The sequence below is a fragment of the Prochlorococcus marinus XMU1406 genome (assembly GCF_017696055.1).
Classification (GTDB): Bacteria; Cyanobacteriota; Cyanobacteriia; order PCC-6307; family Cyanobiaceae; genus Prochlorococcus_A; species Prochlorococcus_A marinus_W.
The window spans coordinates 231491-257122 of sequence record NZ_JAAORG010000003.1 but is presented as its reverse complement, the minus strand read 5'-3'; the positions used below and the strand labels follow the sequence as shown (position 1 = coordinate 257122).

Genomic DNA, 25632 nt, shown 5'->3' with positions numbered 1-25632 from the left:
TCAGCAGTATTGGTAAATATATTGAAAAACAAATCTTAATTTGTATCAGAATCGCATGTTAATTCACATTGATTAAGATTATGTGATGATATCTTGTCTAAAATTCTTAACATATCAATTTCGGAAAGCTCTCCATTCGAGTTCCATTTTAAAGTTGTTTTCCTTTGAGGTGAAGTTTTTTTATTCATTTTGATCACCTCCCTTTAAATGTATTTCTAAACAACGAGTAATACATTCTTGATGACCATCCACAATACTGCATTCAGTAATACACTCGAAATATGAATTAATAGAATCTATTTCTGTATTCTGGTTTGTAGAAACAAATGAATCATTCATAATATTATTGGATTTATTTGGAATAGAGATATAGCACGAAATTATGTTAAATAATTTAATTTATTAAGTTAATTAGAAAAAATAAGTATTATTTACTAAATTTTATTTTGCAACTGGTTTATCTCTAAAAAGATAGTTATATACTTATTTTATACATAAAGGGAAACAATAATTTTGATTATTTAATATTAATTTTATAAGTTAATCTTTCAAAAAAATCAGCATAAAGACTGATTTACTTTTCAGTAATTTAGTTAGAAGATAAAAAAGTACACTTTTAGATTTTCAAATGAAATCATTAATTAATTGGCTTTCGAAAATGTTAGAGAGTATGGCAAATGCTTTTATGCATCCTTTAAAGAATGACTTGCCTCCATCTATTGGTACTCATGCCTATAGTAGTATTCCTATAAAAAGAAAATTGAGAAGAAAATTGAATTAGATATTAACTTATAGGAATTAATTTTTCATTTTTATTATCCCAAATAATATATTTGAAGCAGTTTGAAAAATCGCTTAATTTTAAGAACTTTGATTGTTGGAGTAAATGAATGTTTGCTTTATGACAAGCTCTTAAGTTGTAATTTGGTATTCTCTCAGAGAGATGATGAATGCTGTGGAATGATATGTCTGCTAAAAACCAATTTAGCCAATTAGGGATATCTAAATTGCTACTACCTAAAATAGCTCCATCAATAAGATCCCAATTTTTTGTATTTTTAGCATATGCATTTTCGTAGTTATGTTGTACGAAAAAAACACATATTAAAATTGCTGCTGATAAGGTTAATACAATGGAATAAAAAGATAAGAAAAAAACTACCCCAAACCATTTACACATAAAAATCCACCCTATTATTACTACTATGTTATTGATTATTAATTCACATAGTTCACTAAAATTATCTCCATAATCGGAAAAAGGTGGTTTGACTTTTGAATTAATAGCTAGAAGTTGAGAAATTTCTCTGTTTTTTATTTTGATAAAAGTCTCTTCCAAAATATCTTTACTTAAATTAAAAATAATAATAACAAGACCTAATCTAGGTTTTAAAACTAAGTAAAAAAAACCGCCAGGGAAAAGCATCATCCAGTTTCGACTTACTTTGTAAAATATTTGCTCTCTTTTTGTAAGGGATTCAAAATCTTCAAGACTTAAAACATCTATCGGCCCTTTGTAAATTTCCCAATTTCCATTATTTCTATGATGAAATGCATGATCAATTGACCATGACTTCTGGGGAATACCATTAACCAAGCCAAGTAAAAATCCATAGATGCGGTTTAATTTTCGTTTTGTAAAAAGAGAATTATGACCGCAATCATGCATTAATGAAAATGTTCTAGAAGACAATAGTGTTAGAAGAACTATAAAAGGTATCAATAGAAATCCTTTTAAAAATAATGAAAAAGGTTGATTTATTATGTTGTAGATGATTAACCAAATAGAAATTATTGGGATAATGGTAGAAATAATTTGATAAGAAGCTCTAATATTATTTCTTTTTAGAAATGGCTTTATTAAAAAATCACTTCTATTTACTTTAAGCATATTTCTCTTATTTTTTTGATATTAACAATTTTTAAAAAGTATTGATTATTTAGTAAACAATAAAAAATTTTAAAAATCATACTAAAGAATAAATTCTTTAGACATAGTTCTCAATTGATCTAGATTTAATCTTTCTAAGTAATTTCTGAAGTCGCTAAGATTCTTAGTAGAGTCAGAATTTTTACTCTCGTAAAGAAGACTATTAGAAATTAACTCAATAAGATGATCTTTATCCATAACTCCTTATAGACCAAAATTCCTGTTTAAAAAATTAAGGTCTTGAATTCGAGATCTTTATCTCATCTCTATTAATAGTAATTTTTTATAAATTTTTTAAATCTTGCTCTATTTTTTCTAATCTTTCATTTAATTCTTTTTGTTCCTTAATTAAGGCTTTTTTCTTTTCTGCAAGCTCTTTGTTTAGAGGAGAATTGAAATATTTTTGGTAAGAGACAAAAAAAACTGCTATCGCTATTGCAATGCCAAGAGCACCAATTATTAAAATTGGAGATGAAGGAAAGTCGTAAAATGGAATTGACAATGTACTTTACTAAAAATAAATTCTAGCTATCTCATAAACAAAACAATGAGTAATAAATACTTATTCTTTAAGAAGCTTTATGGGAAATTATGCTAGTTATTTTGTAAAAAATAGATAAGGTTAATCTTTAATTAAATTTTTTAGAAATAAGTAATTGTACAGCTGTCAAAGAATGAATTACTAATAATGATTAAACTAGTAAAAAATTTTTCATGAAGAAAATCATAAATAAAAAACATAATAAAAATGAACCATGGTTTAAATGGTTAACGAGAGAACTTAATTCTTATGAAGCTTTTCAGGATTTTGAATCAGGCAAGAATCCACGAGATGTAGCAGAGGATTTTATTTCTAGAAATAGTATTGCTATTTCAGAAGTTTTCGAGAATTTTGATGAAGAAGATAAAGATACACTCGATCAGTTTCTTAAATTAACCGAATGCGAGATGCATGTGTTTAGAATTCTTGAAAAACAAATAGAGTTAAGAAACAATATAAGATTTGTAGATTTTAAAAAAAGAAAAAAATGAAGAGTTACTTTCTATATAAGTTTATTTTTCCCATTACCGGTCTTACCAAAGCCTAGCCAGATGAACCACAAGATCCATCCGAAGATAGGTATTAAATTTATAAAGATCCATTTCCAATCTTTTCCAAAATCTCTGATTCTTCTAACATCAATAGCTATTTGAGGAATAATACAAACTATTCCATAAGCATTGAATCCAAAAGTTTTTAAAAATATTGGGATAGTTAGGAAAGAAATTATAAGATTCGCTAATTGAACTAACCACCAGTCTGATCGAGAGGTGAATCCTTTGAAGTTTGTAGCTTTAATCCAAAACTCTTTATATGCGTTTAAAAATTCATTAAGCATAAATTAAAAATTCAAAGAATATAACATTATCAATTTAATCTTCAATGTATCAAAATATTATTTATTTACTAAATAGGATCAAATAAATTCATATCATTTGAATCTTGTTTTGGGATCTCATCTTGATTTGGTAATGAACAGAATCCGTCTTTGCAAATTATCTTTTCTTTTGCAATACTTGAAGTTTCTGAGAATATATTTTTGTTATGGTTATTTGAAGATTCTTTCAGCATTTATATAAGAAAATTAAATCTAATATTAAATTAATAACTCAATTTATTTTGATAAGCAACAAAATTAATATTAATTATTTATTTACTTTTTTTGATTTGGCAAGTCTCTCCAAAATAGCGCCATTATATAAATAAATAAAGATATAGAACAAAGATAAAGTAAAGAATTTAGATGCATGTTTATTTTTAAATTAATTAAAAAGAAAGGGCCTTTCACAAAAAAAGGGATATCAATAGATTGGTAGTTGTTTAATTTAGCAACCATACAAATTCTATTATTTATTTAAGTTTTTTATGCTTTTACTAAAATTTCACAAGGAAAAGTCTTTAAATTTTTGTTATATATCTTTCTAGTTAATAAAACTTATAAATCTAGGATTTTTATAAATTTAATGAAAATCTATATTTTAAATGATTTTTGAGATTTTTATGATCTATCGTTATTAATTTCTGTTAGAGCTTTTCTGCCTTCTTTAAGGGTTCTTAAGACAAGCCAGGATAGAGAGGAAATGATAAGAATGATAAGTGTAATTAGGGAAATAATAGTTGTATCAATATTGTTGGCCAATTTAATTAGATTCTTTATGAGTCTTTAATTTAAAAAATTCAAAAAATTCAAACGTCTGATCTAGAGTAAGCAGGTATAAGCATTCCACCATCTTGATCGTCATTATTGTCATCATCAAACCCACCCCCCAGAAGTAATTCAATAATTACAAGTACAGCTACTGGATAAAGGCACCATAATATTGCTGTAAAAGGACTTACTGAGGAAGCAGCTGAGTAAAATTCTGTCATGTGTTGATACTAATCTAAAGAAATAACAATTGTGGATCCTCTGGGTAGTGTTTTATTCAATATTTCTATAAATATTTTTTAAAAACTTTTCTCTTTCGCACGAATAGATCTTTGGTATGTATTGATATTTTTATTCTTAAAATCAATTTGAATAATAATTTTCTTGAACCTACTGAGAAACTAATAATGACATAATGAATCGCGCGATTGTTATTTTTTATACTTAACAATAATTGTACAATTTTGATTCAAAAACTATTATTTATCTTGATTTTATAAATTCTATGTTTTCTTTCACTTTTGATCCTTTGGCTGCGATATTTGGTATCTCAGGAATTGTAGGCTTCTTTTTCTTCGTTTCTGCTGCTAAGGGAACTTCCAGTATCAATACAAAACCAAAAAAGGAATTAGATTAGAACTTATTGTGTCAGAAAACTAAATTGAAATTTTAAATTTAGTATTTAAAAGGCTTGTTAATTATTACTTATTCCATTGTTTAGAAATAAATTCAAGAAAATCTTTTAGATCCTCTTCAGGACAATTTGTTTGTTTTTGTAAATCAATGCAAATTTGCTTAATATTTTCAAAGGCCTTTTTTACTATTTCGTTTTTTTCAATAACCTCAAAATATTCTTGATCAGTAAAAGGCATAATATTAGTTTCCTTCTTGAAAATTATTTATTAACCATATTTTATCTACATTGACTTAACAGTAAAGAAGAAAAAATCTTTTTTCTTAAATTTAGCTACCCAATCGATAATGTTTTTTAATACTTTTGGTTACTTCCCATTCGCAGTTAAGTCCAGCAGGAAACTCAACAAGATCTCCAGCTTTAATCACGTAAATGTCACCATTTTGGGTACTTATTTTCGCTTGACCTTCAATAATTAAGCAAATTTCCTTATCATCGTAATTCCATTGAAATTTGCTTGGCGCACATTCCCAAATAGGCCAACTTTTTATTCCATACTGAATTATTACGCTTGCACTACAGGGGGAAGATATTTGAACTTTCACGAAATAGTTCGGATATGTTTTTTTTATTTTACAAATAAAAGAAATTTTATTTTCTAGAATGTGTATTCCTTTACTTTCTTTTATTTTTTTTTGTTTATCATAAAAAAAAATTTCTAATTTATGGATGAGCTTTCTGTATTATCAATTTCGCTATCTATAGCTTCTCTAGGGATATTTTTTTTATTTTTTGCTTCTAACGATGATGATGACCAAGATGGAGGTAAGTTGATTAAATCATTAGAAAGAATTAATTAATTTTAAGTAAATAAAACATTTAAGAGAGATTTATAACCTATAAAGCCTGCATAAATACAGCTTAGAAAAATTACATAAACCTCCATTGTGCTGAGTCTTTTTTTCTTTAAAATTTTCATTGGTTCTGATTGTTTATAGGCTAATTTTATTTAATCTGATTTCTATTAACATGAGTATTTTTTACATTAACACTGAGATTAAAGAATTATTAATGTCAAGCCAAAAAATAAAAAACAAGTAAAAAATATTATTTTTTTGGTAATTTCCCTTTCCTCATTCTTAGCAAAAAATAACGAAATTACTGGAGATGTGCTTAATAAAGCCCATCCCACTCCTATGGGAAGGGTTTTAAAAACAACTTGTTGTAGCAATATTCCTATATTTGTTCCAAGAAGTATTGAAAGCAAAAATTTTTTTTGTTGTTTTTTTTCTATGTTTTTTAAGAAAAAATTAATCTTAAATCCTTTTAGACTAATCAAAAAAATTATTGCACCTAATAATCTTATTTCAGTTGTAAGGAAAGGAGATAAATTGCTTTGAAGGAAAACCATCCTTGATAAAAGTCCTCCAAGAACAGCACATAAAACTGATAAAAAAGGAAAAGCAAAAATCTTAAAGTTATTTTTTTCTGAGAAAGAGGAGTTTTTCTCTTTAAAATTGTTACCTTTTCTGAGAATTATGAATAGCGAAATCGTTACTATAATTATTCCAAGCCATGATTTAGTAGTTAAATTTTCATTAATAAAAAATTCTCCTGACAAAGCTGCCATTAACGGAGAAAGAGTTTCTATAGATAAAGTTTTTCTTGTGCCAATTGTTTGTAGTGACTTTAAATAGAAAGTATCACCTAAACCAATACCTATTATCCCACTAATTAGTAGTATAAATATGTTTTTTAATGCAGTTGTAGAACTTAGATTGATAAAAGCAGGTATAAAAATTAAAAAAGCTATTATATTTTTTGTTAAATTAATATCTATTGATTTATATTTTTGAGTTTGCGTGCGCCAAATAAAGCACGCATATGTCCAAGATGTAGCAGCTCCAAAAGCAGAAAGGATTCCAATCAAAACGAATAATTTTTAGAAATTTTATTTTATAAATTGAGTAAATGCTAAAAAGAATACATAAATAAGAATCAAAATCCCTGGTAAGTACTGAATTAGTGATTTGAAATTATTTTTTGTCATATTTTCTAAAATAATTTTTTTAAACAGTTTTTTTATTAGTAGGGTACAAACTCTCTAACTTCTTTCTTCTTTGAACTTTCGCATTAATTCTTTCTTCTTTTTCTTTTTTCTTGATCTCATCATTTATCTTATTTTGTCTATATCCAAACCAAAGTAGAACCCAAATAACAGAAGTTATTAAAAGAAGAGCAGCATATTGACCAGTCATAGGAAAACTGGCCTCAGAATATTTAACGTAAGAAAATATTAGACTCATTTAATCAAGTTAAAGCATAAAAATAGCGACTGCGTTGATTTTTTTAGAAATTTAAAAATTATTGAATTGCAGCTATTTGTTATTTAGTTTTTAAGTTTTTTATTTATTTTTTATGGTTTTTGGAGTAATTTTTCTTTGTAACTCATTGCTATTATCAGATTGAAGCATATTAAATAATAAGTTTTTGGAACCTTTTGATTTGGTAGTTGTTGGAGGCGGTGCAGCCGGTTTTATGACAGCAATAACTGCTGCTGAAAATGGAGTTAAAAGAATAATAATTCTTGAAGGCACTTCAAAACTTATGGAGAAAGTAAGGATTAGTGGAGGGGGAAGATGTAACGTCACTAATGCGACATGGATACCGGATGAACTAATTGAGAATTACCCCAGAGGTGGAATTCAGCTCTTGGAATCATTTAATCGTTTTGCTGCTGGAGATGTATACGATTGGTTTGAGAAAAAAGGGTTAAAATTAAAAATTGAGGAAGATCTAAGAGTATTCCCAATGTCTAATTCTTCTTCAGATGTTATTGATTGTTTGAGAAAAAGTGCTTTATCAAAAAACGTAGAGATATTAACAAAATTTTTTGTAAAAGAAATTTCAAAAACTCCAGATAATATATTCAATATTTTTAGTCTTAAAAAAGCAAAGGTAGCTTCAAAAAATATTATTCTTTCAACTGGAGGTAATCCAAGCGGATATAAATTAGCTCAAAATCTTGGACATAATATTGTTAAACCTGTGCCATCGCTTTTTACTTTTTCTACAAAAGAACCAAATTTGGATGAATGTAGTGGGGTATCGATAAAGGGCATAGATATAGAAATTGAATTAAACAATAAGAATTTTCAAAATAGAGGCGATTTACTGATAACTCATTGGGGTTTTAGTGGACCAGCAGTATTAAAACTCTCATCAATTGCAGCAAGGGAGCTTTATAGCCAAAAATATAAATTTAATCTAATCATTAAATGGTCTGCTTTAAGTTATGAGGAGTTAAAAGAAAAAGTTAAATATTTAAGATTAAATAAAGGCAAGGTGAATCTAATTAACAGTAGACCTGTTCCACTATTAACAAAAAGATTATGGATTTTTTTATTAAATAAAATAGGTATTGATAAAGAGAAAAAGTGGGCTGATTTACTAGCGGATGAAAGAGAGAAAATGATAAATATTCTAATGAAGGACAAATATATAATTTCGGGCAAAGGTCCATTTGGAGAGGAATTTGTTACTTCTGGAGGCGTAAAAATTAATGAAGTGAATTTTAAAAGTATGGAGAGCTTAATTTGTCCAGGATTATTTTTTTCTGGAGAAGTTCTAGATGTTGATGGGATCACAGGTGGATTTAATTTTCAACATTGTTGGACAAGTGGATGGATCGCTGGGATGGCAGTCTCAAAGTTAAAACATTAAGTAACTAATCAATAAGTAACAAATCAATAAGTTTATCTTTTTTTTATTAAGTATTAGAAGGAAAAAGTTTTTTGAAGAAACTTTAATTTTAAAGTTTTAATTATTGGTGAAGATTAATGCAGAATCTTGTATCAAAAAAAGAAGAAGAGGAAAGAAGATTAAAAGCTTTAGCAGAATATAGGATTTTGGGAACCAAGCCAGAATCATGTTATGACGATATTACAAAAATTGCTGCCACAACTTGTAATGTGCCTATTTCTTTAATGACTTTGGTAGACAAAGATAAACAATGGTTTAAATCCAAAATAGGACTTCAAATATCAGAAACTAGAAGGGATTGGTCTTTTTGTACACATGCAATAAAAGAAAATAGTCCATTAATTATTCATGATGCTTTCCAGGATGAAAGATTTATAAATAATCCATTGGTAACTGGAGACCCAAAGATTCGTTTTTATGCAGGTTTTCCCCTTAGAAATAGTGATGGTAATAAGCTTGGAACTCTTTGTGTAATAGATAGAAAGCCAGGAAATCTAACTACACAACAATATAATATTATGGAATTATTATCCAAGCAAATAGTTTCATTTTTAGAGCTTAGAAAAAAATCATTAAATTTGCTAGATGCATTGTCTAATTTGCATAAACAGGAAGGGATTTTATCTGTATGTTCATATTGCAGAGAAGTGAAAAATAAGGAGGGCGATTGGATGCATTTAGAAAAATATCTTTCGAAAATTAGTGATATTAGATTCAGTCATGGGGTTTGTGATAATTGTATGGAAAAACACTTCCCAGATGTAATCGAAGTATGGAATAAAAAGGATTTTTTTGAAGATGGTCAGAAAAGGTATTTAGAGTCTTAGATTTAATACCTTGCTTTTAAGTTATTAATTTATTTCTAAACAAATTCTTCATTTGGTGGTTAGGATTGTATAAATTTTGACTTGAACATGTTATTAGGAACTTTATTAACTGGTGAAATTGCTAAAAGTGCATTAGTGGCATATGTTCATTATTTAGGAATTATTTTGTGTTTCGGTTCTCTTTTGTTTGAAAGATTGACTCTCAAAGTAGGTCTTAATAGAAATGAGACGATCTCAATGATAATTGCAGATGTGGTTTATGGTTTGGCAGGAGTTGCAATATTAGTTACTGGGATTTTGCGTGTTAAGTATTTTGGTCAAGGAGGTGATTTCTATACAGGTAACCCTGTGTTTTGGATAAAGGTTTCTCTTTACATTCTGGTGGGATTACTTTCTTTATACCCAACAACAACATATATCTTATGGGCTATTCCTTTAAGTAAGAATAAATTACCTGAAATATCTGAGAATCTAGTTAAGAGGTTCAGACTCATTATTACTACTGAATTAGTAGGCTTTGCAACAATACCCTTTTTTGCCACTCTTATGGCTAGAGGTGTAGGTTTAGGTTGAGAAATTTATTTCTAGAAAGAAATTGTTTAATAAGTGCTAACAAACTATATAGATGGAGTTTAAGTTATAAGATTTCTAAATCTACAAAGGAAATTATTTTTATTGGTTTAAATCCCTCATTATCGGATGAAGTTTTCTTAGATAATACAACAAAAAAGATAATCAAAATTTCGAAAAATAATAATTACGGCAAAGTAAAATTAATCAATCTATTTGCTCTTATTTCAAGCAAACCAGAGAAACTTTTTAATCACAAAAACCCTGTGGGTTATCTAAACAACAATCATATTTATAAAAACTTAAAACACTGGTCTGAAGATAAAAATTGTGATTTATGGTTAGGTTGGGGAAACAAAGGGAAATTTCTAAATAGAAATAAAAAAATAGCAAAAAAAATAATGCAATATAATTTAATTAGGAAAAATAATTTTGATAACCCACTTGGACCGCTTTTTATTAAAAAAACAATCAAAGATAATCCAATACATCCTTTATATTGTTCAGACAACTCCATCCTCCAATCTTATTTTTAGGTACTAAGATTCAAATGCAAACCTAATATTTTTAGCTATTCCATTAAATATGTGTTAATTTATACTTGATAGTTTAAACTTGCATGCAAATTTCAAAGCAATTAAATAAACTAAAAAACTTAAACGTTGAGGCAGAAAAATGTTCGACAAGAGAAGAAGCAAAAAAAATAATTAATAAAGCAAATAAAGCACAAAGCAAAATTAACAAATAAATAAAAAGTAATTTCACTTATTAATAATTTATAATTTTCAAAAATATTTAATTTACACAAATACACCATATTTATTTCTTGGTATTTATGTCTTTGAAAATAATTAAAATAAGGAAATCTCACGAAAGATTTAGATCGACTAGAGAATGGCTAAATTCGATGCATTCATTTTCTTTCGCAGAGCATAGAGATCCAAAATGGGATAATTTTGGGAAAATTAGAGTTATAAACGAAGATATTATTTCTCCTAATGCAGGTTTTAATACACATTCTCATGCAAATATGGAAATAATTACTGTCGTAACAAAAGGAGCAATAACTCATAGAGACTCGTTAAATAATCTTGGAAAAATTCACAAAGATGAAGTACAAGTTATGTCTGCAGGTACTGGAATCTCTCATAGTGAGAAGAATGAAGAAAATGAGACCTGTAAGTTGTTCCAGATTTGGATATACCCTGAAAAAGAAAATATCAACCCCCGATATGATCAAATTTCATTAAACGAAAAGTTGTGGGATAATCTTATTTTTAATTACAAAGACGGTAAAAATAATAAGCTTTTTCTAAATCAAAGTATCTCTTTATGGCGTTGTAAATATAAGCCAATTAAAGAAAAAAAATTGCCATTAAAAATAGATAAATATAATTGGATACAAATAATAAAAGGTAATATTTTATTAAAAAGTAAAGACTCTAATCTAAATATATGTCTCGAATCTGGAGATGGCTTGGGTTTTGAAGTTGATTATTATGATGATGTCTCTATAGAAACTGAAAAAGAACTAGATTTTCTCTTATTTTCGATGCCTTCCTTATAATTTAAATGTTACTTTTACCCCTCAACTCCTTTATTGAATGCATTTAAGGCTTGCAAAGCCATATTAAGGTGAACTTCCATAGCACCAAGAGCAATTAAAGAATTTGGAGATTTATCTTTTAGTAAATTCTCTTTTCTTTTTGATAACTCATTAACTACTTTCTTAGTTGAAGCTTCCCAATTGTTTATTAACTCTTCAAATTCTCTTTTTTCGGGGCTTTCTATTTCTGCTAATTCATCAGAAAAAAGAGAATCCTTTTGTGCCTTAAGCATCAAGTAACTTAATTTTTTATGACTTATTGCTTGAGGTAAATTGTTAGATTCACTCATTGCCAGTAATTAATTTATATTCAAAATCTAACTAATTAAGTGAATATTTGCTAGGGGGGAGACGGTTGTGATGACCGACCTGAAAATTACGAAATGATACTTGAACAAAAAATAGATTTATTAACCTTTAATTTTTCACTTATTAGCTTCTTGAAATAATCTCCACGCTCTTCATAATTTTTAAATTGATCAAAACTAGAGCATGAAGGTGAGAATAATAATGTTCCAACCCTATTATTTTGTAAATAATGAAAAACAAAATTTAAAAGCTCTTTTAGTTCTGAAAATTCAAAAATATTTTTTTTAAATCCTTCATTAATAAGCGCCATTTTTAGGACTTTTGAGCTTTCTCCAAAAAGGAAAACACATTTAACTTTTTTCTTTAAAAGTTTTATCCACTCACTATATTCATTGCCTTTTAATCTACCCCCAGCAATGATTATTATTTGACCTTCGATTGAACTTATTCCTGCAATAGATGAGTCAAAATTTGTAGCCTTACTATCATTAATTATTTCCAGATCATTATTTTTATAAATTGTTTCCATCCTATGGGGTAATTGTTTGTAATTAGATAAAGAATCTTTAATCTTCTTTCCAGATAATCCAACTTTTCTTGCTGCTGCAATTACCAATAAAAGATTTTGAAGATTATGTATTCCTTTTAAAGAAAAATGTTCAAGTTTGAATAATTTCTTTCCTCTCTCAAAAATGTATGCTTGATCATCTATCCAATAATCGCATTGAATAAAATTTGATTTATGGAAACTAGTTGTTATCCAAACCCCTCTTGATAGCGAACTGTAGTGATTTCTTAGGTTTTTATCGTCATAATTATAAATTCTAAAATCAGATTTTTCTAGCAAGCTTTTTTTTATGTTGAAATAGTTTTCAAGTGTTTTATGTCTTTCAAGATGATCTTCTGTGAAGGTTGTCCATATTCCAATATCAGGTTTTACTTCTGGAGATATTTCTATTTGATAACTACTTAATTCAGCTACAACCCAATCAATTTTTTCATGTTTTTTGGAGTGAGCATATTTACATAAAGGTGTACCAATATTTCCAGCAAAAGGAGCATATAATCCAGTATCGCAGAGTATATGGCTTAGTAGATGAGTAACAGTAGTCTTGCCATTAGTGCCAGTAATACCTATCCAATTTGTGTCTTTTAAAATTTCCCATGCAACATTAATTTCTCCAATTACTTTAATCCCCTTTTTTTTTAATTCAATAATAGTTATGTGGTCATAAGGTATTGATGGACTTACAACAACAGATTCGATCTCTTTCACAAAAGGTTGAATTTCTTCAAATACAAATTCTTTATTCAGAGAAACTAGTATATTAAGCTCTTCTAATTCTGTTTTTCTTTCTAAGAATTCTATCCCATCTTTACTTTCCCAGACAATTACTCTCTTATTGATGCTTCTCAAATACTTGGCAGCCCAAAATCCAGATTTACCTAATCCAATTACAAGATTAATATTTCTTTTACTTGAATGATTATCTATCATTAAATTTATAATTGCATTTATATTAATTGTGTTTAAGGGGTAATTCAATCATGAGATCTTTCTTCAGTATTTATAGTAATCGCCAAAGAAAAGTTAATTAATGGAAGATAATACTGCAAAATATTGGTTCTCTTGGTTTTATGAAGAGTGGGAGAAAAATGCTCCAGGTGAATTAATTGAACAGGGTTTAACTCCGTCTCAGATTGCTGAGCGCTTTGTTAATGAAAACCATGATAGTTTTATTGAATTGTCAAAAAAAATTGATGAAAAAAATTATGATGCCTTAACAGAATTTATGAAACTCTCAGAGAGTGAATTACATATCTTGAAGTATTTTCTAAAGTTAGTAAAAATGAAAAATTTATAGGAAATTATTTAGTATTTCAAGGCTTTTTTCCCATAAATTTTTTCTTTCTTTTTTATTCATGGCGAAAGGAGAAGTAGGGGATAGTTTTGGATGACCTCTGAAATTAAATCTAGGACCATAATGATCACCACCTCTTGCATCTGGTGAAGTGGCTGCAAAAAGTTGAGGTAAAGCACCCATCTCAGCAGTTTGAAAAATAGGGCTAAATAATTCTAAGGAGAATGTTTCTAATGGACTAGGGTTAGGTTTTTGAGCAGTAAAGAGATTTGTTTTTGCAATTCCTGGGTGAGCAGCTAAAGAAAGTATATTTTTGTGCTTTAAGTTTTCATTTAGTTCCAAAGCAAACATTACATTTGCCAATTTACTATTGGAGTAAGATTCCCATTTGTTGTAATAGTTTTCGGCTTTCAGATTTTCCCAACCAACTTTGCCAAAAAATTGTGCTCCTGAAGTAACCGTAACTATTCTAGATTCTTCTTTTTTTTCAATAATTGGAAGTAGCTTTAGGGTCAGAAGCATGTGAGCTAGATGATTAACTGCAAATTGTATTTCATATCCCTGGGCACTAAGAGTTTTAGGCGGATGCATAATGCCTGCATTATTGATTAGTAAATCCAAATTTTCAAAATTATCAAAAATTTTGGACTGAACTTCAACAATATTTTTTAAATCTGACAAATCTAATTCTAAAGGTGTAAATATTCCTTCAGGATTAAGACCTTTAAGTTTTTTGATAGTTTGATTTGATTTTTCAAGCGATCTACAAGCTATAACAACATGAACATTTTTTTCGGCTAAGGCCTTCGCAGTGTAGTATCCAAGACCACTATTCGCACCAGTAATTAGCGCTGTTTTGCCTATAAGGTTTGGAATATTAGATGTTTCCCAGTTAGAGATTTTAGGTCTTGAAATAGTGGAAGTCATTTAGTAATCCTGCAAATAGCTTTGGAATTTAACCAAAATTTAATTACTTTTCCACTGTAAATACTGGAAGTCAGTATCGTGAGCCCTTTTTGAAGGTACTATTTAATATTATTTTTCAATTGCATATTGCCATTCGTTATTTTGAGATAAACTTTTCTCCCTAAGTACCTGTAATTTCCTACTATTTATTTTAATAACTATCCCATTAGTTGGATATTTCTCAAATATTTTTCTCTCTAACCAATTTTTTTTATATATTTTGATTTCGCTTGTATGATTTGTGAAGTAACTTTCAGGGGTGCTGAAGCCACATTTTTTAAGATAGTTAAGGGTTTCGTATTGATTAAGTCTTCCATTAAGTATTTGGAAACAGCAAAAGCTGAGACTTTCTCCAATCCCTTTCTTATCATTGAGGTATTTTCTTGTAATTCTTTGGGAAATGCCGGCAACTTGGTTTGTAGCGTATAGTTCACCTCTAACTTGAAAATCTCGTTTGATAGGAATACAATTGGGGACATTTTTAATTTGTTTAATTTTGCTTGAGACATCAAATCCTTTTTTTGTAATAGCCTTATTAAAATTGCCATCTATATATCTAATTGCAATAGCACAGCCATCAATTTTTGGTTGAATGCTTAATCTTGTTTTTGTTAATAAACTTTCCAAAAATTCTTTATAGTTTTCTTTAGCTAATTTGGGCAAAAGTTTATTATTTTTTTGATTAAAGTAGTCAGGTTTTCGATTCAGAGGAATAAAGAGCTTTTCAAGTTGCTTAAATGCATCATCCGAAATCATGCCTTCACCTATTCTGTATTGTTCATCTAGATACTTAACATCTCTCACTAATAAATTATCCATAATAATTTTGAAAAATATTTAAAAATCTTTTAAATAAAGATTTGAAAATTAAGATTAGATTTTAAAAGTAATTGACCACTAAATATCCTCCTACGCAGAGAGCGATTTAAGAGTATAAAATGTACTTATAAGGCGCTTAAATTAAATACTTAAATCAAACATATTTACTTAACAGTGAAATAGAAAATTTTAAGGATTAATTTGCTGACTAATTTTTGAAATTTCTATCAATACAAAAAATAATTTTTTAAAGTTATGAGAAAATGTCATTTTTATTAAAAGCCCAAAATTCCTGGGAAAATTTTGCGAAATACAAAATTAATGATTATGCAAAATTAAGAAATTTTGATTTTGGGCCAAATAACGAAAGTTCAGTTTCAAAATTATCGCCTTTCATTACTCATAGAATATTATCGGAATATGATCTGGTTCATGATATTAAAAGTAAGTACAAAATTAAAAATTCAACTAAATTTGTTGAAGAAATATTTTGGAGAGTTTACTGGAAAGGGTGGATGGAAAATAGACCTAAAGTTTGGAGAAATTTTATTTCAGAAAACAATTTCGATTTTGATTATGAGCTATATGAAAGTGCAATTAATGGCAATACAAAATTAGATTTTTTTAATTCTTGGGTCCATGAATTAAAGCAGTATAACTATTTGCATAACCATACAAGAATGTGGTTTGCGAGTACTTGGATATTTAATTTAGGCCTCCCATGGCAATTGGGAGCAAAGTTTTTCTTTAAATATCTTTTTGATGGTGATGCTGCATCTAATCTCCTTAGCTGGAGATGGGTCGGAGGATTGCAAACGAAGGGAAAACAATATCTTTTTTCATCATCAAACCTCAGAAAATTTTCAAATAATAGATTTAATGCAGAAAAAATAAGTAATCAACAAATTTTTCTTGAAGAATCTAATCAAATACCATTAGAAGATGAGATTTATAAAAATGATATGGACCCTAAATCAGATAATCTGATTATGTTTGAAAATGATCTCCACCTTGCAACCCTTAAAAATTTAATTACAAGCTATAAAAAAGTATTTATTATCCTTTTAAAAAATGAACAAAGACAAATTAAATTGTCTGAATCTGTTTTGAAATTTAAACAAGATTTGGTCTCTGAATTTGTAGAGCATTTTGATAATGTTGAACAGATTGATCCTTATTTACTGGAAAATACTTTTAAAAATACCAAGGAAATAGACATTATTTATCCCGGAGTGGGAGAAAATTATGATTTCATAATTGAGTTTAAAAATTTGCACCATAAAAAAATTTTTAATCTTGTGAGGGATGAAGATTTATTTGCTTGGAAATTTGCCAAAAAAGGGTTTTTCAAATTTAAAGAAAATATTCCGAAAATCAATCAGAGAATATTAGAAAATTATTCAAAAAATAATTTTTAACTTAATTGAATTCCTAATCAGAAAAAGAATTCACTTGAGTACTAAGTATAAATACTTAATTAGGCGCGACTTTTACTGTTTAATCCACGATGGATACTGTGACTAGTTATTTTTACTTAAGGATAATTTTTTTATAGTGCTTTCAACAATTCTTACCAAGTCGTTTAGCAAAGATACTGCTTTATTAATTCTTAGGGTTATAACAGGAACTGTTCTTATTCATCACGGTTATGAAAAATTAGCAAATATAGAAAATTTCGCTGATGCTTTTGTTAGACCTTTACATCTTCCATTCCCAATATTTTTATCATACATAGCTGCATTCTCAGAAATAGGTGGTAGTTGGTTACTAATCATCGGCTTAGCTACTAGATTCGGAGCTTTGGCAATTGTTGGAACAATTTCTGTCGCTATATATCATGCACTTGTTACTTCAGGTTTTAATATTTTCTTACTTGAGCTTTTACTTTTGTATTTCGCTTCAGCAACTTCAATAGCTTTAACAGGTCCTGGAAATTTTTCCTTAGATGAAGTTATTATTAGAATTTTGAAATCAGAAGAAGTTGACGAAATTATATCCCCAAAAAAATCGAAAACTTCTAAGGAAGTTGAAATTAAAGAAGAAGTAAATAAAGGTGGTTTATTTCAATTTCTACAAGCAAATATACTTTCAGATACTTCAAGCTAACTTCTTAGGATAGAGGCTATTTATTAGTTCTAACCTTTTTCGATAACTATTTCTTTTATCGAGTTTTATTTTAATTGTTGCTTCAGAAAGACTTATAAAAAGTCCTAAAGCAGTGACCCAAGATAAGAAAATAAAAGGGTTTTCTGGAATTTCTGAGAAATTCATATGAATAATACTTCTTTTTTAAAACTGACTTATCATTATATGTTTTTCAACCTAAATATACAATTTAGAAATATTTAAGGATTAATTGCAACTTTTTCCCAATTATTAATCTTTTCCCAAAGATATCTTTTATGAATAGGTTGTTCTAATTTAAGAAGATCTACTGAATCGATTTCAAAATTTAGAACCACAAAATTTTCTGACTTCGGTATTTTGGATGATATTTCATAATCAGATCTCACTTGAGGGTTTATTTTCTCTCCAGGAGATCCCCAAAACCAAGAAGATTTTGATTTTTCTGATAATGAGTCCCAATAATTTTTGTTATCTTTTAATTCAAGTATTTTTCCTTTGAATCTATATTGTGATTTGGTTTTCAAAAAGAACCATAATATTTCTGCATTAGGGTTAGATGTTAAATGCCCAATTTTTTCACTTCTTCTATCTGTAAAAATAATCATTGAACTATCTTTATACCATCCTCGGAAAACAACTGTTCTTAATCTGGGCTCATTTTTGTCGCTAACTGTTGCAAGCTGTATCCATCTATTAGTGGGTGATTTGCCCTCTTTTTTTCTAGAAGATTTTAAATCTTGTCTCCAACTTGGTAGGTTGTCTTCAAGCATTTAGTTTAGGCAGAATAAGACCACTTTTCTTTTTGTATTCTTCGAATGAATCATATTTTGAGAGCGATTTATCTTTTCTTATCATTCTTGGTAGAAAAACTATAGAGAAAAATATTGCAAGAATAACTAATGGAATGAAACTCATTGAAAGAATTGCGAAGGATAGATAAATTAGTATTTCTCCTAGATAATTTGTATTCCTTATATTTTTGAAAAATCCTTCTTTAATAAGATCTTTTTTTAATTTAAGAGAAAAATATTTTTGGGCATCACTAGCAAAGTGTAAAAACACCCCAATTATATTTATAGATACAGATGCAGCTATTACGATATTTGGAACAGATTTCTGAGATGAGATAAGAATGAAGGGAGCTACCCAGTAACTTCCAAGGAAAATAAAACCAGTAACTGAAGTTAAAAAGTTGATGTTTTCTTTAAAATAAGGATCTGGGAATATCTTTTCTTTTAGAAGCCAAAGTAATCCATAAGTACCATGCAGAGCTAAATAAACGTAGGGAGCGATAGTAAAATTATCAAAAAAAATCATAAGACCTATTACTACAAATGCAGTTAGCCCCTTATGCAGATTAATTATTTGATTGAGTTTCATCTTTTTTAATAATCTAAAAAATGAAATTATTTTCTGTGGATATAACCTAGGTTGTCAAAAGTTTTAATGGGCGATACTGGATTCGAACCAGTGGCCACTACCGTGTCGAGGTAGTGCTCTACCACTGAGCTAATCGCCCAAATTGAAGAATTTTTAATTCCCCTTATAAGAAAATAGCAGGTTGCGTTTCATTTTCTAAGTAATTTAACTTTCCATCGTTCTCTTTTGGTTATTTCTAAATTTAGAATTTCGATAAATCCTTTATTTTCAAGTTCTAGTTTGTCGCCAATTTTTAGATTAATAGTTGGCTTATTAACTTTGCTTCCATTTAATCTGAGCATTCCATTTTCTATCCTTTCAATGATTTTGGTTCGTGATACCCTAAAGCCAGCTGAAGCTATAGCATCTAATCTTGTTGAAGCTTCTACTGTATTTACAAGTCTTTTTGATCTTCCAGAAGGTATTTGTAATTCATTTATACCTACTACATTAATTTTTACTTTTACGTCTCTCAAATAAAAAATCTTTTCATCTAGATGCTTAACATCTAAATTATCAATTATCCCTTGTGCACCCCTATCGCCAATAGTCCATATATCTCCAACTTTTATTTGATTTACCCCATTTTCAACCAAGAGGGATCTAAAGTCGTCTTGTGTAGCATTATCAAATAAAAAATTCCCATTAATTTTTATCCCTTGAGCTGGAAAATTACTTTTAAGCGCATCCTCTTTAGGAATATTATCTCTTCTAAAGCAAGCTATCCTAGATCTTTGAGAAGAGGAGAATCCTCCATAAATAAAAAATTTGAAATCATTTAAATTTTCAAAATCTTTTAAAATCTCTTCGCAAACATAAGTTGAATTAAACCCAGTCCAATAAGTTTCCCAGTTTTTGTAAGCTAAGTTAGCAATATTTATTAATTCCTCAGTTTCTTTTTTGTAGTTTGAATTTATCAAGATTTCTTTTAAGTCAATCATTTAGCCTTCTAAAAAAATTATATCTTTTGCATCTGATTGTTTTATCAAAGCCCAAGGTAATTCAGTTCCAATTTGATTTTCAAGCAGAACAAGCCATTTACCCTCTTTATTTGAATTAATAATTGATCTCAACTCTTTATTCCTATTGATGTTGATACTTGCAGAAGAAACGGCACTACCTAAATATCCTGAACCCATTCCTAAAAGACCTCCAATTAAGGATTCACCGATGTTATTCAAACCAAGAAAACTGAAAGTAGATAAATTTGTCATATTAGAAAAAGCTATTCCAGCTATAAAACCAAATGGCATTAGCCATCTACTCATTTCTTTTTGTCTAATCTTTCTATCAAGTGTAGGATTTAAAATTCTTATATCTTCAAAATTTTGAGATTTGAATAAGATATTTGCTTTAGCATTTAGCAATTCTGTTTCATCTGACGATATTTTCTCACTTATTGGTGGGATCAAAATAGCTTCAGAGAGCATTACTGATTTTTCTTTGAAAACTTCAAATAATTGGATACATTTATCAATGTCTTCAAATATCACAATACTTTTAGTCAAATTTCAATCCTCAAATGTTTGTGTGTTATTCAAATTAATAAAATAAGATACATACACTATAGATTAAGTTAAAGTAAAAGATTAAAGAACCAATCTTAAATGACAAAAGTTCTCATTACAGATCCAATTGATCAAACAGGAATCGATATTCTTTCACAAGTTGCTCAGGTTGATCAGAAGATAGGGATCTCAGACTCTGAGCTAGCTTCCATTATTAAAGAATATGATGCTTTAATGATTCGCTCTGGTACTCAAGTGACTGAAGAAATTATTAACTCTTCAAGTAAACTGAGAATTATTGGAAGAGCAGGAGTTGGAGTTGATAATGTAGATGTTAAGGCTGCTACGCAAAAAGGAGTTCTTGTTGTTAATTCTCCAGGGGGTAACACAATAGCTGCTGCTGAGCATACTATAGCTATGATGTTGGCTTTATCTAGACATATCCCAATTGCTAATAATAGTACTTTGTCAGGTAAATGGGAAAGAAAGAAATTTGTTGGTAATGAGCTTTATAAGAAAAAATTAGGTGTAGTAGGTTTAGGGAAAATTGGTGCTCATGTAGCGAAAGTTGCTAATGCATTAGGAATGGAAGTTTACGGATATGATCCCTTTGTTTCAACTGAAAGAGCCCAACAAATACAAGTTAAATTATCTGAACTAGAGGATTTATTTAAACAATCCGATTATGTAACTTTGCATTTACCTCGCACACCAGAGACAGAGAATTTAGTAAATATAGACATCCTTAAAAGTATGAAAAGTAGCGCAAAATTAATTAATTGTGCTCGAGGAGGCTTAATTGACGAAGAGGCATTAGCAGAAGCTTTAAATAAATCATTAATTGCAGGTGCTGCAATAGATGTCTTTTCTAAAGAACCTTTGGAATCTAATTCACCACTTTTGAAGGTTGAAAAGAATCTTATCCTTACCCCACACTTAGGAGCATCTACTCGGGAAGCACAAGAAAATGTAGCCGTTGATGTTGCAGAACAAATTAGAGATGTCTTGCTTGGTTTATCTGCTAGAACTGCAGTAAATATTCCAGGTTTGAGCCCTGATATTATGGACAGTCTAAAACCTCATTTACAGTTGGCTGAAACAATGGGTCTGCTGATAAGCCAGCTTTCAGGTGGGCAGATACAGAAACTAGAAGTAAAGCTTCAAGGTGAATTTGTTCAACATCCTTCTCAGCCATTGATAATAGCTAGTCTAAAAGGCCTTCTAAGTAAAGCTTTAGGAGATAGGATTAATTATGTGAATGCTTCGCTAGAAGCAGATTCAAGAGGTATTTCGGTAGTCGAGAATAAAGATGAGGCGAGACCAGAATTTGCTAGTGGGTCGCTTCAGTTAACCACTTATGGAGATAATGGGGACCATAGCGTAGCAGGAAGCATTTTTGCTGATGGGGAATTAAGAATCATTAGTATTGATCAATATCCTGTTAATGTATCGCCAAGTAGATACATGCTTGTTACTAGGCACAGGGATATGCCTGGTATTATTGGCAAGCTTGGTTCTTTATTAGGTAGCAAAAATGTAAATATTGCCTCGATGCAAGTTGGGCGCAAAATTGTTAGAGGAGAAGCTGTTATGGTTCTAAGTATTGATGATCCAATTCCTAATAAGTTGCTTGACACCATTATTGAAGTAGAGGGAATTACCAACGCTAATCCAGTTACTCTATAAAGAGGCCAGCTCTATATATATAAATAATGGCAACTAAAGATTGGTATAAACTAACTTTTCTGATAGAAAGTGATTTAGAAGAAATTATTATTTGGAAATTAAACGAGCTGGGAATATTTAGTTTTTCATTTGAATATTTAATTAAAAATGAAAATAAAAAAGAGGTGAATGTATGGCTCCCAGTCGATGATTGGGGCGAGAGTTTTAGGTGTGATTTTGAAAAAATGATTAGCAAACTTCTAAACATTAATACCCCTAAGAATCAATTTTTTGATTGGAGTATTATTAAAGAGGAGAATTGGTTGACAAGCTGGAAGAAATATTGGGCGCCTGAATTAGTAGGAAATCATTTTTTAATATTGCCTTGTTGGATGAATCTAAATGAAAAATTTAAAGATAAAAAAATCATAAAAATTGATCCTGGAGCAGCCTTTGGTACAGGAAGTCACCCTTCGACTTATCTTTGCTTGGAAAAAATGGAGAATATTTTTTTTTCTGATAAAAAGATATTAGATATTGGGAGTGGTAGCGGGATTTTGAGTGTCGCCGCAAGATTACTTGGCGCTAAAGAGGTTTGTGCAGTGGATAATGATTATTTAGCTATAAATTCAACAAAATCTAATTTCCAACTAAATTTCGGTAATTTAAACAATTTAAATACATTTTTGGGATCTTTTAATGAGGTAACTTTAAAAAATCAATTCAAACAATTTGATTTTGTTTTATGCAATATTCTTGCCGAAGTAATAAAAGAAATGATTCCAAATATTTATAAGTGCTTGAGAAACAATGGGGAAGTAATTTTCAGTGGAATTCTGAATTCACAAAAGGATGAAATTATAAAAATATTAATTCAGAATGACTTGAAATTATTGGATGTATCAACTAGAAAAGATTGGGCATGCATTTCTGCGCAAAAAACCAGAGATTCAATCTAAGTATAAGTTTTTCTTATAGATACTCTTTAATACATTTTATTGTGTCATTTTTTACTTCAAAATCTCACATATCGCCCCAATCGATGTTAAAAATGTAGTTGATAGGTATTAATTACCAACAATTTTTTTTTTAAATGGCTTCTTACAAAGTTACACTAATCAACGAAAGTGAAGGTCTCAATTCAACTATTGAAGTACCTGATGACCAGTACATCCTTGATGCGGCTGAAGAACAAGGTATCGACCTTCCTTATTCCTGCAGAGCTGGAGCATGTTCAACATGTGCTGGAAAAGTTGCTTCAGGTAGTGTTGATCAATCAGACCAAAGCTTCTTGGATGATGACCAATTAGAAGCTGGTTTTGTTCTTACATGTGTTGCTTATCCAACATCTGATGTAACAATTACAACTCATGCTGAGGAAGAATTGTATTAATTATAAAAAATTAACTTCTTTAAGTTGATTATTTATTTTTTCTCTGCCACCCTCTATAAAGGTGGCTTTTTTTATGGATGAATAAATTTGAATTTTTCAAGACTGGTAGTGTTCAATCGAGTTATGGAGGTCAGTACAGCTATAGGGTAATTGGACCATGTTGCAGACTATATGATAGGGAAGAGTTACCCTGGCCTTGTTCAAGGCTTGCTTGGAGAAGTAAGGAGCCTAGTTGGAGAAGAATAGGCTCTAGGTTCGTTGCTGATATGGCTTCACGAAAATGCCCATCTTACTCAGTTCAGATTTTGGAGCCTGGATCAAAACCTGTTGAAACAGTTATAACTTTTTTTTCGAAGAAATTTTCTTCTGATATACAAGAATGGTGGTATAGCAAAAAACCAGACTCAAAAGAGCCTGGTAATATCTTCCCATCTGAAGTTAGTTAGCTTTAAATCTTATGCTTTTGGCTTTGGTGGCATGTAACCTTTTAAGCCAGTGCATTCAAGACTATCAATTGTATTAACTCCAGTTTGTGGGTTAGTTCCACTAGCTCTTTCACATAATGATTTTCTCTGAGAAAGATCAAGATTTGCATCTGTAAAGTCTGCACCATCTATAATTGCTCCATCAAAAACACTTTTCATTAGCTCACCATTTGTAAGATTCGCATCAGATAAATCAGCATTATCAAAACGTACAGCATATGCAATAAGATCTTTCATGTTGGCGCTTTTGAAACTAGAATTCTTTGCAGTTGTCACGCTCATATAGGCGCCTTGAAGATTAGCCTCTCCTAAATCTTGATAAGATAAATCATATTTTACAAATTCATTATTTTGAAGATCTGCTCCATGAAGATCTTCTTTCAATCCATCTACTGATGAAGGATCACTAGGATAAAGGGCATTAGCAGAAATTGGATTAATAAGTAAACCAACAATTAAAGGAAGAAAAATAAATAGTCTTTTGAAAGACTTATGTAGTGATGAAAAAATAGAGACCATTTCGATCGACGTCAAATAGAAAAACCTAAGACTATTATTTCATGGGTTGGTCATTTACAACGCTCCTGCTAACGAACTGTTGCAGTTTATTGAATTTCTGCAGTTAGAAAATCTTTGGCTAGGTGAGTATTTGGAAAAACTTTTTGCGCCTCTTTAAGCAAATCGCTTGGCGTGATTGAATTTTTATTAGTGTATCTTGGACTTAAATGAGTAATAATTAATTTTTTTGTATTAGATAATAATGCTGTTTTGGCAGCCATGATTGTTGTGGAATGTAATTTTTCGTAGGCCATGCTTTCATCCTCTGCTGAAAAAGTCGATTCATGTACTAGTAAATCGGCATTTTTTGATAGTGAAACAGCTGATTTGCTAAAGATTGTATCTGTGCAATAAACAAAACTTTCACCCTCTCTAGGAGGTCCACAGAATTCTTTTCCATCAAATGTCCTGCCATCCGCTAATACGACTTTTTTACCTTGTTTCAGTTCTGAATAAATTGGTCCAGGTGCTATGTTTAGAGATTCTGCTTTTTTGATATCAAATATACCTGGCCTATCTTTTTCACTAACTCGATATCCATAAGCAGGTATTTTATGTTTAAGGCAGGCGCAATTTACTTTTATTTTGTTATTTTCAAATAAAATTTTATTTTCTGTTGCAAAATCTTCAACTTCCACAAAATGCAACGGGAAAGATAATTTGCAAAAACTACTTTTAAGTGCAGAATTTATAAAACTTCGCAACTCAGAAGGACCATAAATTTCAATACCCTTACTATTTCCTGATAAACCTAAGGTAGCCAGAAGTCCAGGCAAACCATAAATATGATCTCCATGCATATGTGTGATAAATATTTTCTTGATTTGTGAAGATTTAATATTGCTTTTCATTATTTGATGTTGCGTTCCTTCACCACAATCAAAAAGCCAAACTTCTGATGATTGTGATAATTTAAGTGCTAGGGAAGAAACATTTCTCGTTAAGGATGGGACTCCTGAGCTTGTTCCTAAGAAGGTGATATTCACTTATTTATGATATTTTT

41 protein-coding genes and 1 tRNA gene are annotated in these 25632 nt (G+C 29.4%); 17 read left to right on the top strand and 25 right to left on the bottom strand.

Annotated elements, in window-relative coordinates; genetic code table 11:
• Positions 1 to 35: 35 nt before the first annotated feature.
• Both HA149_RS07765 and HA149_RS07760 read right to left on the bottom strand, forming a co-directional pair.
• The gene (locus HA149_RS07765) at positions 36 to 188 is read right to left on the bottom strand and encodes a hypothetical protein (protein WP_209114610.1); all 153 of its coding nucleotides are present in this window, start codon (positions 186 to 188) and stop codon (positions 36 to 38) included.
• A complete protein-coding gene (locus HA149_RS07760) occupies positions 181 to 339 on the bottom strand; it encodes a hypothetical protein (protein WP_179853340.1) in 159 nt (52 codons plus the stop codon). The genes HA149_RS07765 and HA149_RS07760 overlap by 8 nt, the downstream gene beginning before the upstream one ends.
• A 289-nt stretch (positions 340 to 628) precedes the next feature.
• On the opposite strand from HA149_RS07760, the gene HA149_RS07755 reads away from it, so the two are divergent.
• Positions 629 to 781 (top strand): hypothetical protein, encoded by a 153-nt coding sequence (locus HA149_RS07755; RefSeq protein WP_209114608.1) that lies wholly within the window; start codon positions 629 to 631, stop codon positions 779 to 781.
• Between the two features lie 3 nt (positions 782 to 784).
• Here HA149_RS07755 and HA149_RS07750 read toward each other — a convergent pair whose 3' ends face one another.
• The 3 genes from HA149_RS07750 to HA149_RS07740 all read right to left on the bottom strand — a co-directional run bounded on the left by HA149_RS07750 (position 785) and on the right by HA149_RS07740 (position 2432).
• Positions 785 to 1891, bottom strand: a complete 1107-nt coding sequence (locus HA149_RS07750) for a fatty acid desaturase (protein WP_209114606.1) — start codon at positions 1889 to 1891, stop codon at positions 785 to 787.
• Positions 1892 to 1972: 81 nt separating this feature from the next.
• The gene (locus HA149_RS07745; RefSeq protein WP_209114605.1) at positions 1973 to 2128 is read right to left on the bottom strand and encodes a hypothetical protein; all 156 of its coding nucleotides are present in this window, start codon (positions 2126 to 2128) and stop codon (positions 1973 to 1975) included.
• Positions 2129 to 2213: 85 nt separating this feature from the next.
• Entirely contained in the window at positions 2214 to 2432 is a 219-nt protein-coding gene (locus tag HA149_RS07740) for a M protein (RefSeq protein WP_209114603.1), read from the bottom strand.
• A gap of 212 nt (positions 2433 to 2644) precedes the next feature.
• Here HA149_RS07740 and HA149_RS07735 point away from each other — a divergent pair, with 212 nt between their 5' ends.
• The gene (locus tag HA149_RS07735; protein ID WP_209114601.1) at positions 2645 to 2962 is read left to right on the top strand and encodes a restriction endonuclease subunit S; all 318 of its coding nucleotides are present in this window, start codon (positions 2645 to 2647) and stop codon (positions 2960 to 2962) included.
• An 11-nt stretch (positions 2963 to 2973) separates the two neighbouring features.
• Here HA149_RS07735 and HA149_RS07730 read toward each other — a convergent pair whose 3' ends face one another.
• The 4 genes from HA149_RS07730 to HA149_RS07715 all read right to left on the bottom strand — a co-directional run bounded on the left by HA149_RS07730 (position 2974) and on the right by HA149_RS07715 (position 4340).
• Complete coding sequence (locus HA149_RS07730) at positions 2974 to 3309, bottom strand: DUF805 domain-containing protein (RefSeq protein ID WP_209114599.1); 336 nt, start codon at positions 3307 to 3309, stop codon at positions 2974 to 2976.
• Positions 3310 to 3377: 68 nt separating this feature from the next.
• On the bottom strand, positions 3378 to 3542 hold the full coding sequence (locus tag HA149_RS07725; protein WP_209114597.1) for a hypothetical protein: 165 nt from the start codon (positions 3540 to 3542) through the stop codon (positions 3378 to 3380).
• A gap of 427 nt (positions 3543 to 3969) precedes the next feature.
• Complete coding sequence (locus tag HA149_RS07720) at positions 3970 to 4110, bottom strand: hypothetical protein (protein WP_209114595.1); 141 nt, start codon at positions 4108 to 4110, stop codon at positions 3970 to 3972.
• Between the two features lie 47 nt (positions 4111 to 4157).
• Positions 4158 to 4340, bottom strand: coding sequence for a hypothetical protein (locus HA149_RS07715; protein ID WP_209114593.1), 183 nt, complete (start codon positions 4338 to 4340; stop codon positions 4158 to 4160).
• Between the two features lie 284 nt (positions 4341 to 4624).
• Between HA149_RS07715 and HA149_RS09625 the strand changes: the two genes are divergently transcribed.
• Complete coding sequence (locus tag HA149_RS09625; RefSeq protein WP_257008698.1) at positions 4625 to 4756, top strand: hypothetical protein; 132 nt, start codon at positions 4625 to 4627, stop codon at positions 4754 to 4756.
• A gap of 64 nt (positions 4757 to 4820) precedes the next feature.
• Here the strand turns inward: HA149_RS09625 and HA149_RS07705 are convergent, their stop codons facing one another.
• Complete coding sequence (locus HA149_RS07705; protein ID WP_011863490.1) at positions 4821 to 4991, bottom strand: hypothetical protein; 171 nt, start codon at positions 4989 to 4991, stop codon at positions 4821 to 4823.
• A gap of 91 nt (positions 4992 to 5082) precedes the next feature.
• On the bottom strand, positions 5083 to 5358 hold the full coding sequence (locus HA149_RS09560; protein ID WP_209114590.1) for a cupin domain-containing protein: 276 nt from the start codon (positions 5356 to 5358) through the stop codon (positions 5083 to 5085).
• 120 nt (positions 5359 to 5478) lie between these two features.
• On the opposite strand from HA149_RS09560, the gene HA149_RS09620 reads away from it, so the two are divergent.
• The gene (locus HA149_RS09620) at positions 5479 to 5613 is read left to right on the top strand and encodes a hypothetical protein (RefSeq protein WP_012008254.1); all 135 of its coding nucleotides are present in this window, start codon (positions 5479 to 5481) and stop codon (positions 5611 to 5613) included.
• Positions 5614 to 5810: 197 nt separating this feature from the next.
• On the opposite strand, the gene HA149_RS07695 is transcribed toward HA149_RS09620, so the two are convergent.
• Together HA149_RS07695 and HA149_RS07690 are read right to left on the bottom strand one after the other, a co-directional pair.
• Positions 5811 to 6683 (bottom strand): EamA family transporter, encoded by an 873-nt coding sequence (locus tag HA149_RS07695; protein ID WP_209114587.1) that lies wholly within the window; start codon positions 6681 to 6683, stop codon positions 5811 to 5813.
• 139 nt (positions 6684 to 6822) lie between these two features.
• Complete coding sequence (locus tag HA149_RS07690) at positions 6823 to 7059, bottom strand: hypothetical protein (RefSeq protein ID WP_209114585.1); 237 nt, start codon at positions 7057 to 7059, stop codon at positions 6823 to 6825.
• A gap of 184 nt (positions 7060 to 7243) precedes the next feature.
• Between HA149_RS07690 and HA149_RS07685 the strand changes: the two genes are divergently transcribed.
• The 6 genes from HA149_RS07685 to HA149_RS07665 all read left to right on the top strand — a co-directional run bounded on the left by HA149_RS07685 (position 7244) and on the right by HA149_RS07665 (position 11479).
• The gene (locus HA149_RS07685) at positions 7244 to 8476 is read left to right on the top strand and encodes an NAD(P)/FAD-dependent oxidoreductase (protein WP_209114583.1); all 1233 of its coding nucleotides are present in this window, start codon (positions 7244 to 7246) and stop codon (positions 8474 to 8476) included.
• A 116-nt stretch (positions 8477 to 8592) separates the two neighbouring features.
• Positions 8593 to 9342 carry a GAF domain-containing protein gene (locus tag HA149_RS07680; RefSeq protein WP_209114580.1) on the top strand — a complete coding sequence of 250 codons (750 nt, stop codon included), beginning with the start codon at positions 8593 to 8595 and terminating at the stop codon, positions 9340 to 9342.
• A gap of 87 nt (positions 9343 to 9429) precedes the next feature.
• A complete protein-coding gene (locus HA149_RS07675) occupies positions 9430 to 9915 on the top strand; it encodes a DUF2214 family protein (protein ID WP_025946335.1) in 486 nt (161 codons plus the stop codon).
• Entirely contained in the window at positions 9912 to 10448 is a 537-nt protein-coding gene (locus HA149_RS07670) for a DUF1643 domain-containing protein (protein ID WP_209114577.1), read from the top strand. Before HA149_RS07675 ends, HA149_RS07670 begins: the two co-directional genes overlap by 4 nt.
• 83 nt (positions 10449 to 10531) lie before the next feature.
• A complete protein-coding gene (locus tag HA149_RS09615) occupies positions 10532 to 10660 on the top strand; it encodes a hypothetical protein (RefSeq protein WP_280634155.1) in 129 nt (42 codons plus the stop codon).
• An 87-nt stretch (positions 10661 to 10747) separates the two neighbouring features.
• Positions 10748 to 11479 (top strand): pirin family protein, encoded by a 732-nt coding sequence (locus tag HA149_RS07665; protein WP_209114574.1) that lies wholly within the window; start codon positions 10748 to 10750, stop codon positions 11477 to 11479.
• Positions 11480 to 11493: 14 nt separating this feature from the next.
• Here HA149_RS07665 and HA149_RS07660 read toward each other — a convergent pair whose 3' ends face one another.
• Together HA149_RS07660 and murD are read right to left on the bottom strand one after the other, a co-directional pair.
• The gene (locus HA149_RS07660; RefSeq protein ID WP_209114571.1) at positions 11494 to 11808 is read right to left on the bottom strand and encodes an MATH domain-containing protein; all 315 of its coding nucleotides are present in this window, start codon (positions 11806 to 11808) and stop codon (positions 11494 to 11496) included.
• Between the two features lie 86 nt (positions 11809 to 11894).
• Positions 11895 to 13325, bottom strand: coding sequence for a UDP-N-acetylmuramoyl-L-alanine--D-glutamate ligase (gene murD / locus HA149_RS07655; RefSeq protein ID WP_209114569.1), 1431 nt, complete (start codon positions 13323 to 13325; stop codon positions 11895 to 11897).
• Positions 13326 to 13425: 100 nt separating this feature from the next.
• On the opposite strand from murD, the gene HA149_RS07650 reads away from it, so the two are divergent.
• Positions 13426 to 13692 (top strand): hypothetical protein, encoded by a 267-nt coding sequence (locus tag HA149_RS07650; protein ID WP_209114565.1) that lies wholly within the window; start codon positions 13426 to 13428, stop codon positions 13690 to 13692.
• On the opposite strand, the gene HA149_RS07645 is transcribed toward HA149_RS07650, so the two are convergent.
• Together HA149_RS07645 and HA149_RS07640 are read right to left on the bottom strand one after the other, a co-directional pair.
• Positions 13687 to 14616 carry an oxidoreductase gene (locus tag HA149_RS07645; RefSeq protein WP_209114563.1) on the bottom strand — a complete coding sequence of 310 codons (930 nt, stop codon included), beginning with the start codon at positions 14614 to 14616 and terminating at the stop codon, positions 13687 to 13689. The two genes, HA149_RS07650 and HA149_RS07645, sit on opposite strands and share 6 nt — an antisense overlap.
• 108 nt (positions 14617 to 14724) lie before the next feature.
• Positions 14725 to 15474 (bottom strand): NAD-dependent DNA ligase, encoded by a 750-nt coding sequence (locus HA149_RS07640; protein ID WP_209114561.1) that lies wholly within the window; start codon positions 15472 to 15474, stop codon positions 14725 to 14727.
• A gap of 263 nt (positions 15475 to 15737) precedes the next feature.
• Here HA149_RS07640 and HA149_RS07635 point away from each other — a divergent pair, with 263 nt between their 5' ends.
• Positions 15738 to 16892 carry an FAD-binding domain-containing protein gene (locus tag HA149_RS07635; RefSeq protein WP_209114559.1) on the top strand — a complete coding sequence of 385 codons (1155 nt, stop codon included), beginning with the start codon at positions 15738 to 15740 and terminating at the stop codon, positions 16890 to 16892.
• A 136-nt stretch (positions 16893 to 17028) separates the two neighbouring features.
• Positions 17029 to 17580 carry a DoxX family protein gene (locus tag HA149_RS07630; protein WP_209114558.1) on the top strand — a complete coding sequence of 184 codons (552 nt, stop codon included), beginning with the start codon at positions 17029 to 17031 and terminating at the stop codon, positions 17578 to 17580.
• On the opposite strand, the gene HA149_RS07625 is transcribed toward HA149_RS07630, so the two are convergent.
• The 6 genes from HA149_RS07625 to HA149_RS07600 all read right to left on the bottom strand — a co-directional run bounded on the left by HA149_RS07625 (position 17572) and on the right by HA149_RS07600 (position 20528).
• Positions 17572 to 17745, bottom strand: a complete 174-nt coding sequence (locus HA149_RS07625) for a hypothetical protein (RefSeq protein ID WP_209114554.1) — start codon at positions 17743 to 17745, stop codon at positions 17572 to 17574. The two genes, HA149_RS07630 and HA149_RS07625, sit on opposite strands and share 9 nt — an antisense overlap.
• Positions 17746 to 17819: 74 nt before the next feature.
• Entirely contained in the window at positions 17820 to 18371 is a 552-nt protein-coding gene (locus HA149_RS07620) for a pyridoxamine 5'-phosphate oxidase family protein (protein ID WP_209114551.1), read from the bottom strand.
• Positions 18364 to 18981 (bottom strand): methyltransferase family protein, encoded by a 618-nt coding sequence (locus HA149_RS07615; protein ID WP_209114549.1) that lies wholly within the window; start codon positions 18979 to 18981, stop codon positions 18364 to 18366. Before HA149_RS07615 ends, HA149_RS07620 begins: the two co-directional genes overlap by 8 nt.
• A 67-nt stretch (positions 18982 to 19048) precedes the next feature.
• Positions 19049 to 19120, bottom strand: a tRNA-Val gene (locus HA149_RS07610).
• A gap of 49 nt (positions 19121 to 19169) precedes the next feature.
• Positions 19170 to 19961: a photosystem II S4 domain protein gene (locus HA149_RS07605; RefSeq protein ID WP_209114547.1), complete on the bottom strand. Its 792-nt coding sequence runs from the start codon at positions 19959 to 19961 to the stop codon at positions 19170 to 19172.
• Positions 19962 to 20528 carry a hypothetical protein gene (locus tag HA149_RS07600; protein ID WP_209114545.1) on the bottom strand — a complete coding sequence of 189 codons (567 nt, stop codon included), beginning with the start codon at positions 20526 to 20528 and terminating at the stop codon, positions 19962 to 19964.
• Positions 20529 to 20627: 99 nt separating this feature from the next.
• On the opposite strand from HA149_RS07600, the gene serA reads away from it, so the two are divergent.
• The 4 genes from serA to HA149_RS07580 all read left to right on the top strand — a co-directional run bounded on the left by serA (position 20628) and on the right by HA149_RS07580 (position 24032).
• Positions 20628 to 22214 (top strand): phosphoglycerate dehydrogenase, encoded by a 1587-nt coding sequence (gene serA / locus HA149_RS07595; protein ID WP_209114543.1) that lies wholly within the window; start codon positions 20628 to 20630, stop codon positions 22212 to 22214.
• A 26-nt stretch (positions 22215 to 22240) separates the two neighbouring features.
• Positions 22241 to 23152 carry a 50S ribosomal protein L11 methyltransferase gene (gene prmA / locus HA149_RS07590; protein ID WP_209114540.1) on the top strand — a complete coding sequence of 304 codons (912 nt, stop codon included), beginning with the start codon at positions 22241 to 22243 and terminating at the stop codon, positions 23150 to 23152.
• 134 nt (positions 23153 to 23286) lie between these two features.
• Positions 23287 to 23586: a ferredoxin gene (locus HA149_RS07585; protein ID WP_209114538.1), complete on the top strand. Its 300-nt coding sequence runs from the start codon at positions 23287 to 23289 to the stop codon at positions 23584 to 23586.
• Between the two features lie 77 nt (positions 23587 to 23663).
• On the top strand, positions 23664 to 24032 hold the full coding sequence (locus HA149_RS07580) for a hypothetical protein (RefSeq protein ID WP_209114536.1): 369 nt from the start codon (positions 23664 to 23666) through the stop codon (positions 24030 to 24032).
• A 9-nt stretch (positions 24033 to 24041) separates the two neighbouring features.
• On the opposite strand, the gene HA149_RS07575 is transcribed toward HA149_RS07580, so the two are convergent.
• Together HA149_RS07575 and rnz are read right to left on the bottom strand one after the other, a co-directional pair.
• Entirely contained in the window at positions 24042 to 24590 is a 549-nt protein-coding gene (locus tag HA149_RS07575) for a pentapeptide repeat-containing protein (protein WP_209114534.1), read from the bottom strand.
• An 86-nt stretch (positions 24591 to 24676) separates the two neighbouring features.
• Positions 24677 to 25615 carry a ribonuclease Z gene (gene rnz, locus HA149_RS07570; RefSeq protein WP_209114532.1) on the bottom strand — a complete coding sequence of 313 codons (939 nt, stop codon included), beginning with the start codon at positions 25613 to 25615 and terminating at the stop codon, positions 24677 to 24679.
• Between the last annotated feature and the right edge of the window lie 17 nt (positions 25616 to 25632).

Coding starts and splice junctions, on each gene's coding strand:
- HA149_RS07640 (WP_209114561.1), bottom strand. CDS start 15,474: ATGGATAATTTATTAGTGAGAGATGTTAAGTATCTAGATGAACAATAC.
- HA149_RS07575 (WP_209114534.1), bottom strand. CDS start 24,590: ATGGTCTCTATTTTTTCATCACTACATAAGTCTTTCAAAAGACTATTT.
- HA149_RS07765 (WP_209114610.1), bottom strand. CDS start 188: ATGAATAAAAAAACTTCACCTCAAAGGAAAACAACTTTAAAATGGAAC.
- serA (WP_209114543.1), top strand. CDS start 20,628: ATGACAAAAGTTCTCATTACAGATCCAATTGATCAAACAGGAATCGAT.
- HA149_RS07660 (WP_209114571.1), bottom strand. CDS start 11,808: ATGAGTGAATCTAACAATTTACCTCAAGCAATAAGTCATAAAAAATTA.
- HA149_RS07715 (WP_209114593.1), bottom strand. CDS start 4,340: ATGACAGAATTTTACTCAGCTGCTTCCTCAGTAAGTCCTTTTACAGCA.
- HA149_RS07725 (WP_209114597.1), bottom strand. CDS start 3,542: ATGCTGAAAGAATCTTCAAATAACCATAACAAAAATATATTCTCAGAA.
- HA149_RS07760 (WP_179853340.1), bottom strand. CDS start 339: ATGAATGATTCATTTGTTTCTACAAACCAGAATACAGAAATAGATTCT.
- HA149_RS09615 (WP_280634155.1), top strand. CDS start 10,532: ATGCAAATTTCAAAGCAATTAAATAAACTAAAAAACTTAAACGTTGAG.
- HA149_RS07735 (WP_209114601.1), top strand. CDS start 2,645: ATGAAGAAAATCATAAATAAAAAACATAATAAAAATGAACCATGGTTT.
- HA149_RS09620 (WP_012008254.1), top strand. CDS start 5,479: ATGGATGAGCTTTCTGTATTATCAATTTCGCTATCTATAGCTTCTCTA.
- HA149_RS07745 (WP_209114605.1), bottom strand. CDS start 2,128: ATGGATAAAGATCATCTTATTGAGTTAATTTCTAATAGTCTTCTTTAC.
- HA149_RS09625 (WP_257008698.1), top strand. CDS start 4,625: ATGTTTTCTTTCACTTTTGATCCTTTGGCTGCGATATTTGGTATCTCA.
- HA149_RS07585 (WP_209114538.1), top strand. CDS start 23,287: ATGGCTTCTTACAAAGTTACACTAATCAACGAAAGTGAAGGTCTCAAT.
- HA149_RS07690 (WP_209114585.1), bottom strand. CDS start 7,059: ATGAGTCTAATATTTTCTTACGTTAAATATTCTGAGGCCAGTTTTCCT.
- HA149_RS07580 (WP_209114536.1), top strand. CDS start 23,664: ATGAATAAATTTGAATTTTTCAAGACTGGTAGTGTTCAATCGAGTTAT.
- HA149_RS07755 (WP_209114608.1), top strand. CDS start 629: ATGAAATCATTAATTAATTGGCTTTCGAAAATGTTAGAGAGTATGGCA.
- HA149_RS07635 (WP_209114559.1), top strand. CDS start 15,738: ATGTCATTTTTATTAAAAGCCCAAAATTCCTGGGAAAATTTTGCGAAA.
- HA149_RS07680 (WP_209114580.1), top strand. CDS start 8,593: ATGCAGAATCTTGTATCAAAAAAAGAAGAAGAGGAAAGAAGATTAAAA.
- HA149_RS07625 (WP_209114554.1), bottom strand. CDS start 17,745: ATGAATTTCTCAGAAATTCCAGAAAACCCTTTTATTTTCTTATCTTGG.
- HA149_RS07650 (WP_209114565.1), top strand. CDS start 13,426: ATGGAAGATAATACTGCAAAATATTGGTTCTCTTGGTTTTATGAAGAG.
- prmA (WP_209114540.1), top strand. CDS start 22,241: ATGGCAACTAAAGATTGGTATAAACTAACTTTTCTGATAGAAAGTGAT.
- HA149_RS07730 (WP_209114599.1), bottom strand. CDS start 3,309: ATGCTTAATGAATTTTTAAACGCATATAAAGAGTTTTGGATTAAAGCT.
- HA149_RS07705 (WP_011863490.1), bottom strand. CDS start 4,991: ATGCCTTTTACTGATCAAGAATATTTTGAGGTTATTGAAAAAAACGAA.
- HA149_RS07665 (WP_209114574.1), top strand. CDS start 10,748: ATGTCTTTGAAAATAATTAAAATAAGGAAATCTCACGAAAGATTTAGA.
- HA149_RS07750 (WP_209114606.1), bottom strand. CDS start 1,891: ATGCTTAAAGTAAATAGAAGTGATTTTTTAATAAAGCCATTTCTAAAA.
- HA149_RS07620 (WP_209114551.1), bottom strand. CDS start 18,371: ATGCTTGAAGACAACCTACCAAGTTGGAGACAAGATTTAAAATCTTCT.
- HA149_RS07675 (WP_025946335.1), top strand. CDS start 9,430: ATGTTATTAGGAACTTTATTAACTGGTGAAATTGCTAAAAGTGCATTA.
- murD (WP_209114569.1), bottom strand. CDS start 13,325: ATGATAGATAATCATTCAAGTAAAAGAAATATTAATCTTGTAATTGGA.
- HA149_RS07615 (WP_209114549.1), bottom strand. CDS start 18,981: ATGAAACTCAATCAAATAATTAATCTGCATAAGGGGCTAACTGCATTT.
- HA149_RS07645 (WP_209114563.1), bottom strand. CDS start 14,616: ATGACTTCCACTATTTCAAGACCTAAAATCTCTAACTGGGAAACATCT.
- HA149_RS07605 (WP_209114547.1), bottom strand. CDS start 19,961: ATGATTGACTTAAAAGAAATCTTGATAAATTCAAACTACAAAAAAGAA.